The sequence below is a fragment of the Heliomarina sp. genome (assembly GCF_052826185.1).
On the sequence record NZ_JBRBUI010000037.1, the window covers coordinates 1 to 13,283 of the forward strand.

11 protein-coding genes and 1 pseudogene are annotated in these 13,283 nt (G+C 59.7%); 11 read left to right on the forward strand and 1 reads right to left on the reverse strand.

All coding sequences use genetic code 11. The annotated features are described in order from the left end of the window. Nucleotides 1–1,402 precede the first annotated feature (1,402 nt). The 11 genes from ACU0FH_RS11655 (at nucleotide 1,403) to ACU0FH_RS11705 (ending at nucleotide 12,910) form a co-directional block, all read left to right on the forward strand. Entirely contained in the window at nucleotides 1,403–2,413 is a 1,011-nt protein-coding gene (locus ACU0FH_RS11655; protein WP_446194783.1) for an NAD-dependent epimerase/dehydratase family protein, read from the forward strand. Between the two features lie 115 nt (nucleotides 2,414–2,528). Then, entirely contained in the window at nucleotides 2,529–3,944 is a 1,416-nt protein-coding gene (locus ACU0FH_RS11660; RefSeq protein WP_446194784.1) for a dihydrolipoyl dehydrogenase, read from the forward strand. A gap of 749 nt (nucleotides 3,945–4,693) precedes the next feature. Further along, entirely contained in the window at nucleotides 4,694–5,389 is a 696-nt protein-coding gene (locus tag ACU0FH_RS11665; RefSeq protein WP_100931599.1) for a ParA family protein, read from the forward strand. Further along, the gene (locus ACU0FH_RS11670; protein ID WP_446194785.1) at nucleotides 5,386–5,883 is read left to right on the forward strand and encodes a hypothetical protein; all 498 of its coding nucleotides are present in this window, start codon (nucleotides 5,386–5,388) and stop codon (nucleotides 5,881–5,883) included. Before ACU0FH_RS11665 ends, ACU0FH_RS11670 begins: the two co-directional genes overlap by 4 nt. Before the next feature lie 253 nt (nucleotides 5,884–6,136). After that, nucleotides 6,137–6,820: a sugar transferase gene (locus ACU0FH_RS11675; protein WP_446194786.1), complete on the forward strand. Its 684-nt coding sequence runs from the start codon at nucleotides 6,137–6,139 to the stop codon at nucleotides 6,818–6,820. An 808-nt stretch (nucleotides 6,821–7,628) separates the two neighbouring features. Then, complete coding sequence (gene rfbC, locus ACU0FH_RS11680; protein ID WP_446194787.1) at nucleotides 7,629–8,204, forward strand: dTDP-4-dehydrorhamnose 3,5-epimerase; 576 nt, start codon at nucleotides 7,629–7,631, stop codon at nucleotides 8,202–8,204. Next, a complete protein-coding gene (gene rfbB / locus ACU0FH_RS11685; RefSeq protein ID WP_446194788.1) occupies nucleotides 8,201–9,250 on the forward strand; it encodes a dTDP-glucose 4,6-dehydratase in 1,050 nt (349 codons plus the stop codon). The genes rfbC and rfbB overlap by 4 nt, the downstream gene beginning before the upstream one ends. After that, nucleotides 9,247–10,098: a dTDP-4-dehydrorhamnose reductase gene (gene rfbD, locus ACU0FH_RS11690; protein WP_446194789.1), complete on the forward strand. Its 852-nt coding sequence runs from the start codon at nucleotides 9,247–9,249 to the stop codon at nucleotides 10,096–10,098. Before rfbB ends, rfbD begins: the two co-directional genes overlap by 4 nt. A 60-nt stretch (nucleotides 10,099–10,158) precedes the next feature. Further along, nucleotides 10,159–11,031, forward strand: a complete 873-nt coding sequence (gene rfbA, locus ACU0FH_RS11695) for a glucose-1-phosphate thymidylyltransferase RfbA (RefSeq protein WP_446194790.1) — start codon at nucleotides 10,159–10,161, stop codon at nucleotides 11,029–11,031. A gap of 23 nt (nucleotides 11,032–11,054) precedes the next feature. Beyond that, complete coding sequence (locus ACU0FH_RS11700) at nucleotides 11,055–12,047, forward strand: glycosyltransferase (RefSeq protein WP_446194791.1); 993 nt, start codon at nucleotides 11,055–11,057, stop codon at nucleotides 12,045–12,047. Continuing rightward, entirely contained in the window at nucleotides 12,044–12,910 is an 867-nt protein-coding gene (locus ACU0FH_RS11705) for a sulfotransferase family protein (protein ID WP_446194792.1), read from the forward strand. The genes ACU0FH_RS11700 and ACU0FH_RS11705 overlap by 4 nt, the downstream gene beginning before the upstream one ends. On the opposite strand, the pseudogene ACU0FH_RS11710 reads toward ACU0FH_RS11705, so the two are convergent. Next, a pseudogene (locus ACU0FH_RS11710) lies at nucleotides 12,905–13,135 on the reverse strand (transposase); the annotation flags it as partial. The gene ACU0FH_RS11705 and the pseudogene ACU0FH_RS11710 overlap by 6 nt on opposite strands. Nucleotides 13,136–13,283 lie beyond the last annotated feature (148 nt).

Consider the following 13,283-nt stretch of genomic DNA (forward strand, 5'->3'; position numbering starts at 1 on the left):
CCCGAACCCGATCCTTTCACCGCGGCCATGCACAGCCCGCGCTCCAAGCGGACCCGCCGTCCGGAAATCTCTTCCCGCTTTGCGACCGACGGTCGCTAACCGAGCACCCGGCCAGGTGCATCCTCCCCAGACGATCCCGGGTCTAACCCGGGGTCCGACGGGGCCGATCTAGAATATTCTAGAATGATCTAGAATGTTCTAGAATATTCTAGGAGACCCCATGGATCCCGATCTTTTCTTCGAGCTGATCGAGTATCGGCTTCGCAAGGCGTGCGGCGAGACCCGGCGCTAATCCCATCCCGAACCTGATCCAGAACCTGGCACTGAGGCCGCCCCGGCGCCTGCCCCTGCCCCCGCCCCCGCTTCTGGTTCGGGTTCGAAACCCAAAGACAGGTAGGAAACCAATGTCAGCAGCAATCGTTTGCGGCGTGTTCTTCGTCGCGCTCGTTCTCGTGACCGCTCTCGTGGAGCGGTGATGGGCGTTTTGCACCCCGGATGCGTGCATTGCGTCCCTCTCGTCTCTCCCTGCGCGTGTGCAATCTGGGGTGCAAAACAATTGTTCAATCGTTCAACTATGCGAGTAATCTCCGCTTGACACAACCTGAGGGTGTACTGCGGGCGGGATTTGGCCAGGAGTAGGGCTCCCGCCGGCCGTTTTGCAGGATCGAGGAAAAGGCCAAGGAAGACAGCTGGTTAGCTGACACATCCTCTTTTTTGCATTTACGTTAAACGCTCGTAAGCCTTTGATTTAACTCTGTTTTTTCCTCTATTCTCTCTCTCTCTTTCTCTCTTTCCCCTTTTCCAAGAAGAAGAGAGAAAGAGAGAGAGAAGAGAGAATAGAAGAGAGAACTGTTAAGTCCCCAAAAGAAATTTCAGTAGTCTAGTTTTTAGTTAATTTTCGTAAATGTTATTTTATTTAGAGAAATGAAATGATCCTCGGGGACTTAACACTTTTTGCTTGAGGCCCCTGCTACCGCCCTCAGGCTATTTACGGAAATGCGGGTTCCCCCGCACGCCACCACTGGTCTAAACCGCCTCGAACCCGAGCCGGATCCTGATCCGCGATCCAAGGTCCGCGATCCTGATCCAAGGTCCTGATCTCGGGTTTAAAAAACCATATCCGTCGGAGGATACCATGAACATCGAACGCCTGCGTGCACTGCACGCACACCTGTCCTGTATCGACCCCCACACTTTCGACATGAACACCTGGGCTCTGCACAAGTTTTTGTGTGAGAAGTCCAAGAGAGATTGCAATGTCTTTTTTTTGCAGAAATGAATAGTCCGCGCCTCCAACTAGGCCCGGATCCTTCGAGTTCGTTGCTTCCGGTTCCACATGCCTATCCTTAATCTTGCGTTCACGCCGAATGCGGGCCAAGCACTATTTAAGGAGGCCCGGCCCATGCGCATCTTCATCACCGGCACCGCCGGATTCATCGGCTACCACCTCGCCCGGCTGCTGCTGGACGAGGGTCACGTGGTGGCGGGCTTCGACGGCATGACGGACTACTACGACGTCACGCTCAAGCAGCGCCGCCACGCCATGCTGATGCAGTCCCCCGGCTTCTCCGCCACCGAGGCCATGCTGGAGGACCAAGGCGCGCTGGACGCCGCCATGGACGCCTTCGGGCCGGACGTGGTCGTGCATCTCGCGGGTCAGGCCGGGGTGCGGTATTCTCTTGAAAACCCAAGGGCCTACGTCGACGCCAACGTCACCGGCACCTTCAACGTGATGGAGGGCGCGCTGCGCCACCAGGTCGGGCACCTGATGATGGCCTCGACCTCCTCGGTCTACGGCGCCAACACAAGTATGCCCTTCGCCGAAACCGACAAGGCCGACACGCCGATGACGATCTACGCCGCCACCAAGAAGGCGACGGAGGCGATGGGCCATGCCTATGCCCACCTGCACGGGCTCCCGACCACCATGTTCCGCTTCTTCACCGTCTACGGGCCCTGGGGACGGCCGGACATGGCGCTCTTCAAGTTCGTGAAGGCGACGCTGAACGGCGATCCGATCGACGTCTACAACCACGGCGACATGTTCCGCGACTTCACCTATGTCGAGGATCTCGTGCGGGCCATCCGGCTCCTGATGACGGAGGCGGTGCCGGAGCGCCCGGAGGACGGCCTGGTGCCGGAGGGCGACAGCCTCAGCCCCGTGGCCCCCTACCGGGTGGTGAACATCGGCAATTCCCGGTCGGAGCGGCTGACGGATTTCATCGCGGCCATCGAGGACGCGCTGGGGATGACCGCCACGCGCAACATGATGGACATGCAGCCCGGCGACGTGCCCGCCACATGGGCGGATGCGGGGCTGCTGGAGCGGCTGACCGGCTACCGTCCGGAAACCGACATGCGCGAGGGCGTGAAGCGCTTCATCGACTGGTACCGCGATTACTACCGTGCCTGAGGCCGGCTGACGCCGCCCTGCCCCGGCATGGGCGTGTACAGGCCGCTGCTGGCGGCGGTTTGTCGGAACCCCCCACCCCCCTGCCCCGTTGGCCTAGCTGACCAAGGGGGCATTCATGACAGACTTGACGTGTGACGTGGCGGTGATCGGCGCCGGAACGGCTGGGCTTGCGGCAGAGCGCAGCGCCCGCAGGCAGGGCGCGCGGACGCTGCTGATCGATCCGGCCTTCAACGGCACCACCTGCGCGACGGTGGGCTGCATGCCCTCGAAACTGCTGATTGCCGCGGCCCGCGCGGCGCACCGGGCGCGCAACACCGCGCTGTTCGGCGTGCACACGGGTGAGGTCCGGGTCGACGGCCCGGCGGTCATGACGCGGCTGCGCGCCGAACGGGACCGCTTTGCCGCCTCGGTACGCGAGGGGTTCGACAACCTGCCGGAGGGCACGCGGGTGAAGGCGCGGGCGCGTTTCACCGGCCCCGCCACGCTGGAGCTGGACGACGGCCGCCGGGTGGAGGCCCGCGCGGTGGTGATCGCCACCGGCTCCTCGCCCATGGTTCCCGAGCCGTATCAGGCACTTGGCGAGGTGGAGCTGACCAACGAGACGGTCTTCGAACTGCAGGACCTGCCGCGCCGGCTGGCGGTGATCGGCGGCGGGGTGATCGGGCTGGAACTGGCGCAGGCCATGGCCCGGCTGGGGGTCACCGTGGCGCTCTTCGACATGGAGGAGCGGCTGGCCGGGGTGCGCGACGACGCGGTGCACGCAGCGCTGAAGGACGCCATGGCAGAGGAGATGGAGCTGCACCTCGGCGTGACGCCCGAGCCCCGGGCCGAGGACGGCGGGGTGCGCATCGACTGGGACGGCAAGTCGGCCTGGTTTGAGCGGGTGCTTGTCGCCACTGGGCGGCCGCCGAACGTGAAGGGGCTGGAGCTGGAGGCCGCGGGGCTGGAGCTCGACGATCACGGGATGCCGCAAGTGGATGAAAACACGCTGCAATGTGGCGATGCGCCGATCTTCATGGCGGGCGACGTGAACGGGCTCAGGCCGGTGCTGCACGAGGCTTCGGACGAGGGGGCTATCGCCGGGCGCAACGCCGTGGCCTTTCCCGACACGCAGCGCTCGGCGCGCAAGGTGGCCTTTACCGTCACCTACACGGAGCCGCCGCTGGTCTCGGTGGGCGAGGCCCCGGGCGAGAACGGCGACCGGATCACCGGCCCCATAACCGGCCACGCCGATTACACCGACCAGGGGCGCGCCAGCGTGGACGGAGAAAACACAGGTCTGGCAAAGCTTTACGCGGATCGAGAGGGGCGGATCCGCGGCGCGGACCTGTTCTGCCCCGGGGCCGATCACCTGGGCCACCTGCTGGCCTGGTCGATGGCCACCGGCGCCACGGCGGGCGATTTGCTGGACCAGCCCTTCTATCATCCGACGCTGGAGGAGGGGCTGCGCTCCGCCCTGCGCGACATCTGCGAGGCGGTGTCCCTGTCTCCACCGGCCGACCGCGACCAAGGCAATCCGCCGGGGGTGTGACGGGGGTGCAAACCGTGCGCGGCATTCATTAATCGGGGTCCGCGGGGCCCCGGATTGCCGCCTTAACGCGGCGTGCGCCGGGATGAACGCGCCGTGCGCCGCAAGATCCGGGGGGCGGCGCCCTGCCCCGCCACAAGGCCCTGCACAAAGATGAACGCCGTTTCGCGCCCGTTAAGGTGAGTCCCGGCCGGTAAGGGGGGTCTTTCCGGCCGGTTGTTAACCTTTGCCCCCGGGCGGAGGGGGCGCGGCGCGTGACGTTGCGTCGGAAAGGTTAAGACGGGGTGCCGGGGGGTACGGTAGGCTACCACGGGGTACCCGCCTGTGTTGCCGGGCGCGGGCCCAGCATGGACCGGCTGCCGCGTGCCGTCCGTCCTGCCGCCAGACACCGGCAACACGGGGGATCGGGATGCGGGCTATCCTGCGGTACCATAGGGTACCGGGCAAACGCCGCGCCGCCGTCCCGGGCATCTCCCCCGCAACAGGGTACCGGTGGCTATCCGGGGCTTCCCTTGGATATCAAACGCTATGGTATGGTATGGTATGGTATGGTATGGTATGGTAGGCTATCAAAAGGTACCTGAAGATAGCCCAAGGTTCCCCTTGGTAGGGTAGCCTAACCTATGCTAAGGTTATCCACAGGGCCCGGAGAGGCCACCCGCGGCAACGCGGAGACAAAGGCCCGCCACGGCGGGAGAGCAGCAACACCGGGTCCGCGCCATGCGGCCCGAGACATGACAGGACACCCACCCATGCCGGTGATCGCATTCGCCAATTCCAAGGGCGGCAGCGGGAAGACGACAAGCGCGCTTCTGCTGGCCCAGGCCCTTGCCGCCCATCGCCCCACCACCCTGATCGACGCCGACCCCCGGCACCCGATCACCACCTGGGCCGAGAAGCCCGGCCGCCCCGACACGCTGAGCGTCGTCACCAACGACAGCGAGAAGACCATCCTCGACGAGATCGAGGAGGCCGCCGCCCGCGATCCCTTCGTCATCATCGACCTCGAGGGCACCGCCTCGCGGCTGATGAGCTATGCGATCTCGCAGTCGGACCTCGTGGTGATCCCGATGAAGGAGCAGCAGCAGGACGCGCTGGCCGCGCTCGACGTGATCCAGGAGATCCACCGCGACATGAAGGCGACGCGGCGCAAGATCCCGTACTCGGTGCTGTTCACCCAGAGCCGGGCGGCGGTGAAGTCGCGCACCGCGCGGCACATCGCGGCGCAGTTCCGCGGCAACGCCCACATCGACTGCTTCGAGACCGAGATCCACGAGCGCGACGCCTTCGCGGCGATGTTCTCGATGGGCGGCACGGTGGCGGGCATGTCGCCGAAATACGTCAACGGCCTCGACAAGGCGCTGGAGAACATCGAGGCCTTCCGCACCGAGGTCATCTCCCGGCTACGCGCGATCCGCGACGCCGCCGAGAAGGGCAGGGCAGCATGAGCGGCGAACCGGCCGGGGGCACCCGCGCGGCGCTGGCGATGCCCAGCTTCGACGACCTGGACGATTTTGCGCCCCGCGGCGGGAGCCGCAAAAGCCAGGAAAGCGGCACAAGCCGCAAGTCTGGGGAGAGTGGCGGCAGCCGCACGGGGGAAAATCCCGGGGCCGCCGGACAGGCGGACATGCAGGACCCGGAAGGGCAGGGGGAGGCGGTGACGGAAACCGTGCCGGCCGAGGCACCGCGCCGCAAATCCCGCCCGGCAGAGGCCCCCGTCGCGGCGCGTCACATACCCTCCGCCGCCGAGACGCGGCGTGCCATCGACGCGGTCTCGCATTTCCCGTCACGTGAAGCGGCGACCGACGGGCAGCTCAATCTGAAAGGTCCGCGCCACGTGCTCGACCGGTTCCGGGCGATGTGCAAGGCGGACCGGCGCGCCTATTACGACATGCTGGAAATCCTCATGGACCAGTTCGAAGGCCGCACACCCCAGGGTTGATTCGCGCGATCGCCACCGGCGAATCACGCAGCCGCAGAAATATTGCTGCGGCTGCACAGACGACATGATGCGGTTTACGCGTCACACGGCAGAATTCTGCCCAAAAAAGTGCCGTTCTCCCCGGGTCAACCGTCCAATTCATTTGCACCGGGGTGGTTGACTGTTAAGAGCATGTTAACTTCGTTACGTAGTTCAAAGAAGAAGATCGAGATAAAACGGGTCGAACATTCCGACCAAAGGCGAGGATTATTCCGTGCGCGAGTACACAGCGACAGGCGAGCATTTCAGAGTTTCCACGGCGCGCGCCCTTACGCCGCGCAACCTATACAAGATCATCGGCAAGCGGATCACCGACATCGTCCTCGCCCTTCTGATCGCGCCTTTCGCGCTGATCGTGGTGGGTGTCGTGGCGGTGATCATGACGGCGTCGGGCGAGGGATCGAAGCTTTTCTTCGGCCACCGCCGCATCGGCAAGAACGGCAAGGTCTTCAAGTGCTGGAAGATCCGGACCATGGTCCTGGACGCCGAAACCCGGCTGCGCGAGCACCTGGCCAACAACCCCGAGGCCGCGGCCGAATGGGCCCGCGACCACAAGCTGGAAAACGATCCGCGCATCACCGGCGTCGGGCGCTTCCTGCGCCGGACCTCGCTGGACGAGCTGCCGCAGATCTGGAACGTGCTGAAGGGCGACATGAGCTTTGTCGGCCCGCGTCCGGTCGTGCGTCTTGAAATGCACAAGTACGGCATCCACCGCCCGATCTACACCTCGGTCAAGCCGGGCGTGACCGGCCTGTGGCAGGTGTCGGGCCGCAACGACATCTCCTACGAGGAACGCGTCCAGCTGGACGTGGACTACGTCAAGAGCATGTCTTTGCGGCGCGATCTGGGGCTGATCATGAAAACAGCCCTTGTCGTGGTAATCCCCACCGGGAGATAAGGGTCGCTTGTGACCTGATGTGAATATCCCCGTAGTATCGTGACGCTTTTCGCTAACTTTATGGCGCCGCGGATATTATGAATGGCAACAGTTTAGGGGTAATTTCAAGAGGGCTACGGTCGACGGTGCTAGGGGCGGGACAAGAAGAGCATGATACTGTACTCTACATCCATGCTAAAAATGGAATCTCCTACAGCAGTTCTTCAAGAGCGCCAAAGCTAGTAATAATCATGCTTTTTAGGATTCGGACTTCGATAATGTGTTCGTGTAATTCAAAATAACTCGGTCACACGATTTGGCCCGGGTGACGGTTTGTGTTTTTCTCTTAATCGATCAGATCACCCTCTTGCCCGAAATCCTTAGGAATATGTTTTGATCATTAACCAAGATACATGTCTGCCGACATGATGCTGGTTCGATACAGTTCTACGAGCCCATGTCAGTGGCGTGCTCGACAAGGCTGGCGACGGCAGCAACTCACTGAGCAAGTTACTTCCTTCCATGGGCGGAACTACTGTATATTCCAGAAGAAGACATCGCCGCCGCGGTGGAGCGGACTTCAAGAAGCTTTCCGAAAAGCCTGTCGCCATTTTTGCGGAACGCAGGGCTGGCATGGCCTGAAGTAGTACGCACAAAATCTTCTGGCCAAGGCGCTCCTGAAGTCTACGCCAGTCAGCCTCTAAAGCAATAGAATGCGGCAGCACAAAAAAATCTGATATTTTTCGAGCCACTAGGCTTTTAAAGAGGAGCTAAGACCGGTATCTGTCAACTGATTTAGGTCGCGGCCACTTTTTCCACGGGTAGGAAAATGACAGAGTTTTTGAGCACACCGCTCCTAGGAGTGTACGAGATCGCGCCCAAGCGCTTCGGTGATCACCGAGGCTTCTTCAGCGAGAGTTACAACGCAAAGATTTTTGAAAATCACGGCATCACCACCTCTTTCGTACAAGACAACCATTCGCTGTCCGCAGCCAAGGGAACCATTCGTGGTTTGCACTTTCAGATACCTCCGCATGCCCAGGCCAAGCTAGTGCGCTGCGGACGTGGCGCGCTGTTCGACGTGGCCGTGGATATCCGCAAAGGCAGCCCGACTTACGGTCAGTGGTACGGTACAGAGCTGAGCTTCGAAAACGGTAAACAGCTGCTGATCCCGGTAGGATTTCTGCACGGGTTTATGACGCTCGTCGACAACACTGAGATTGTCTACAAGTGTTCGGATTTCTATGCGCCCGACTGTGATGGCGCAGTTGTCTGGAACGATCCCGACATTGCCATCGCATGGCCGGAAACAGGAGTGCCACCCGTTCTGTCTGCCAAAGACGAAGCGGCCCAAACACTCAAGGATTTTGACAATCCCTTCATCTTCGAGAAGGTTCAGGAATGAAACTGCTTGTAACTGGAGGAGCTGGTTTCATTGGCTCAGCGGTGATCCGGTTGGCGATGTCTCGCGGGCACCAAGTGATTAACCTCGATGCGCTAACCTATGCGGCTTGCCTCGACAACGTGGCGATGTTCGCAGACAGCCCTAAATACACCTTTGAGCAAGCCGACATCCGCGACCGTGCGGCACTAGATGCGGTACTTGCCACCCGAAAGCCAGACGCGATAATGCACCTAGCCGCCGAAAGCCACGTGGACCGGTCGATCGACGGGCCCGGGGACTTCATCGAGACCAACATCACTGGCACATACAACATGTTGGAAGCAGCACGTAAATACTGGACCGACGCCGGCAAGCCGGAAAGCTTTCGCTTTCACCATATCTCGACCGACGAGGTCTTTGGATCTTTGCCCGGCGACAAGTCAGTGATGTTCACCGAGGACACGCCCTATGATCCGCGGTCTCCCTATTCGGCCTCGAAGGCCAGTTCCGATCATCTGGTCCGCGCTTGGCACGAAACCTATGGCCTGCCGGTAGTTCTAACCAATTGTTCGAACAATTACGGTCCGTATCATTTTCCGGAAAAGCTCATTCCGGTGGTTATCCTGAACGCTATCTCTGGCAAATCGCTGCCGATCTACGGTGATGGAAGCAACATACGCGACTGGCTGTTTGTCGAAGATCATGCAGATGCACTGCTTCTGGTAGTCAAAAAGGGCAAACTGGGCCGGTCTTACAACATAGGCGGTGGAAACGAACGCACCAATCTCGAACTCGTGAAGACGCTCTGCGCCATCCTCGACGAAAAGCGCCCTAAGGCAAGCGGCTCCTACGCCGATCAGATCACCTTCGTGACCGACCGTCCCGGCCATGATGCCCGCTATGCGATAGATTCAAGCCGAATTCGCACTGAACTAGGGTGGCGGCCATCGGTCACCGTCGAGGAAGGATTGACCCGCACCGTGCAATGGTATCTCGATAACGAAAGCTGGTGGCGTCCACTGCAGCAACGCCACGGCGTCGGTCAGCGCTTAGGGACAAAAGCATGAGTGTGCTGATCTTCGGCAAGGCTGGCCAAGTTGCTTGCGAACTGGCGAGCCGCGCGCCCGACGCGATCCTTCTCGGGCGCGATCAGGCGGACCTGAGGGATCCTGCGGCCTGTGCTGCGCGCATACTCGAACACCGACCGACGGCGGTGATCAATGCCGCCGCCTATACCGCAGTCGATAAGGCCGAAAGCGAAGAGGACCTTGCAACCACGGTCAATGGTGAGGCGCCCGGTGCCATGGCGCGAGCCTGCGCTGAGCTGGATATCCCGATGGTACATATCTCGACCGATTACGTTTTTGACGGCACCGGCGCGACCCCTTTCCCACCCGATCATCCTACCGCCCCGCTAGGGGCTTATGGGCGATCGAAACTGGTGGGAGAAACCAAGGTGGCTGCAGTTGGAGCGCCTTATGTGATCCTGCGGACTTCTTGGGTGTTCTCGGCGCAGGGCAGCAATTTTGTCAGGACAATGTTGCGCCTGAGCGAGACCCGCGACAGGCTAACCGTCGTGGCCGACCAAATCGGCGGCCCGACCGCAGCGGGTCCGATCGCCGCCGCCTGCCTGCAAGCGGTCACCTCCCTCCAAGCCAATGCGAGCGTTTCGGGAACCTATCATTTTGCGGGCGCACCCGATGTCAGCTGGGCCGATTTCGCCCGCAAGATCTTTGCCTTGGCCGAACGACCGGTCGAGGTGATCGACATCCCTTCTTCGGATTATCCGACCTTAGCGAAACGCCCTGCGAACTCCCGCTTGGATTGCAGCAGTCTGTCCAATCTCGGCATCGTGCGGCCGGACTGGCGCGACGACTTAAAGACGGTTCTGGCCGAACTGCAGGCCTTGGCCTGAGATCCCCGAGAAGCGGGGACCGACATCTTATTTGACCATCGTGCCTGGGAGCGCTCTGATATGACCAAACGCAAAGGCATCATTCTCGCCGGAGGTTCCGGAACACGCCTTTATCCGATCACCATCGGCGTCTCCAAACAGATGATGCCAGTCTACGACAAGCCAATGATCTACTACCCTCTGTCGGTGCTGATGCTGGCTGGAGTGCGGGAAGTGGCGATCATCACCACCCCGCATGATCGGGAACAGTTCCGCCGCTTGCTCAAGGATGGCAGCCAATGGGGCATGGAATTCACGTGGATCACGCAGCCGTCTCCGGACGGTCTTGCACAAGCCTACCTGCTGGCCGAACACTTCCTAAACGAAACCCCCTCAGCAATGGTGTTAGGCGACAACATCTTCTACGGCGCGTCTTTACCCAACCTGCTGGCCTCGGCCAATGCCCGCGAGACCGGCGGATCAGTCTTTGGTTACCGCGTTTCAGACCCGGAGCGCTATGGCGTTGTGGCATTTGACGAGCAGGGTATCGCCAAAGAGATCATCGAGAAACCCAAGGTACCGCCTTCGCATTATGCGGTCACTGGGCTCTATTTCCTAGATGGCGAAGCTTCCGCCCGCGCACACAGCATCACGCCTTCTCCGCGTGGGGAACTGGAAATCGTGTCACTACTGGAAACTTACCTTAAGGAGGGCAGTCTGGACGTGCAATTGATGGGGCGGGGTTATGCTTGGCTTGACACTGGCACCCATGCCTCGCTTCTGGATGCAGGCAACTTCGTACGCACCCTATCCGAGCGTCAGGGTCAGCAGGTTGGCTGCCCTGAAGAAATTGCTTGGACCCAAGGCTGGATTTCAGACGAGACACTAAACGAATACGCCGAGGTATACAGAAAGACTGCCTATGGAAAATATCTTAAACGCCTGCTGTTATAATATTCAACAGAATGAGCGGCTCTATGAGTGACGATATCACTACGAACCTGACGATAGTGGTGCCCGCATACAAACGGGTCGAAGAAGTTTGTCAGCTTATTGACGATCTGCACGAGGCTCAAAAGCAGTCTAAGTTTGCGGTCATCATCATCAGTGATAAAGGTCCCGAACGGGCCTATGAGGCCACCCGGGTCTATGCCGAATGCAAGCTGAGAGATCTCCAGATATCACGAAACACCGAAAATCTGGGAATTGATCGCAACATCGACCGCTGCTTATCTTCGGCAAACACAGAGTTCGTCATGGCTGTGGGTGATGACGATCGCCTAAACGTACCTAATTTCATTGCGTTTCTCGCCTCATTGGCCGAGATCGATGCGGATCTGACCATCGTCGAGTATAGCTATATCTACAGCGATCTGAGCATGCAGAAGGACCATGTAATCAATCTTGGCAATACACCTAATCTTGACAGCCTAGAAGGGCGGCGGCGCTTCCTTTTTGATCGTGGGACGAAGCTCGGATTTCTGGGCTCGGTTGCGTTTCGCAGCTCGGCCTACCGGCAATATCGTGATCCAGCCTTCTTGGGAACTTGGTTCAACCATGTAGGCGCAGCCCTGAATATACTCCTCGCCAACGACACTAAGATCAGATGGTGGGGAAACCCGGTGGTACTGAACCGTGCTGGAGATATTCGGGTTACGAGCTGGTCGCACCAGATGTTCGATGTGATCCACGGATGGTGGCGCATGATCGAGCTATCTTGTAAGAGCCACGGAAAATGTACGCTCGACGAATATCGCGCTAACAAGAGCGAGGTGACCTTCCAGTATGACAGCCCTTTTTGGATCTTGTCGCGCCGGTCCGAGAATCTCGTCAACTGGAAAAGCCTGCCGGCGTTGTTTAAAACCTTTGAAATCTCAGGACGCACGAGGCTCTGGTATTACGGCGCCTGCCTGCTGCCTCCGCAACTCTGCCTTGGTCTGAAGAAAACTGCGCGGGCATTAGGAAAATGAAAAAACCGGATTTCATTTTTGTCGGGGCAAGCAAGTCTGGGTCGTCTTGGCTACATAACTACTTCCTGAAGCATCCCGGAATCTTTGTCCCAACCGCGAAAGACATTTATTTTTTCAATGAGTTCTATGATCGTGGCACTGACTGGTACGAAAGATGTTTCGCGCAAGCAAAGCCCGGCCAAGTCGCAGGCGAAATTTGCCATGACTATCTGCACAATGCCGATGCCATTTCGCGAATTGCCGCGGATTATCCAGATGTGAAACTGATCTGCAGTCTGCGCCAACCGATAGACAGGGTGATTTCGACCTACCTTTACGGTGCACGCCACGGACTTGTGGAGCCGTCCCTAAAAGCGCATGTAGGAAAGAAGCGGGGAATTTTCGCCGAAGGGCGTTACGCAGACGATCTGGGGCATGTCTATGAGCATTTTCCGCGCGAGAATGTTTTGGTTTTCCTATATGATGACCTTCTGGAAGATCCGCGTGCACTCGCCCGTCGGGTGACCGACTTTCTTGGTGTCGAGTATTTTGACTATCAGGCAATCGACAGGAAGGTTCGTGTGGCCTCCAAGGCCCGGATTGGTGTGATTGGGAAACTCGGCAAGTGGATAGCCGGTCATATGCGGTCAATGGGATTGCATAGCATGCTTGGCATGCTCAAAAATAGCGCGATGATGCAGAAGCTGCTCTACAAGCCAATCGAAGTAGACAACACTATGTATTATAAGGAACTACCGTCAGATGTGGTGGATATCTATCTTGACAATATTCGTCGGCTGGAGTCGATGATCGACCGCCCCCTGACCGTATGGGTGGACGAGATTGAATTGAACCGAAGCCGCGTCCAGGGTCAGGACTCATAGCCAATAGATGACGGTTGCGGCGAGGAAGACCTTTGGGCACCTGTCGTATCGGGTCGTCACGCGCCGCCAATCCTTGAGCCTGCCGAACATGATCTCAATCCGATTGCGCCGTTTGTAGCGGCGCTTGTCGTATGTCACGATCGTCCTGCGTTGCTTCCAACCCGGTATGCAGGCGCGTAACCCCTTGTCTTTCAGCGCTTCCTGGAACCAGTCCGCATCATAGCTGTGGACAGTGACCTGCCACTGAACTTTCATCCAGCCACGACCGGAGCCCGGTTAGTGTTTACGCCGGTTGGCGCAGGTTGAGCAATCGCCCGGCGCGCGGAGCTTTCATCTCGCGCAGCGGGGCGGGCGATTGCGGTGGTCAGGGTCC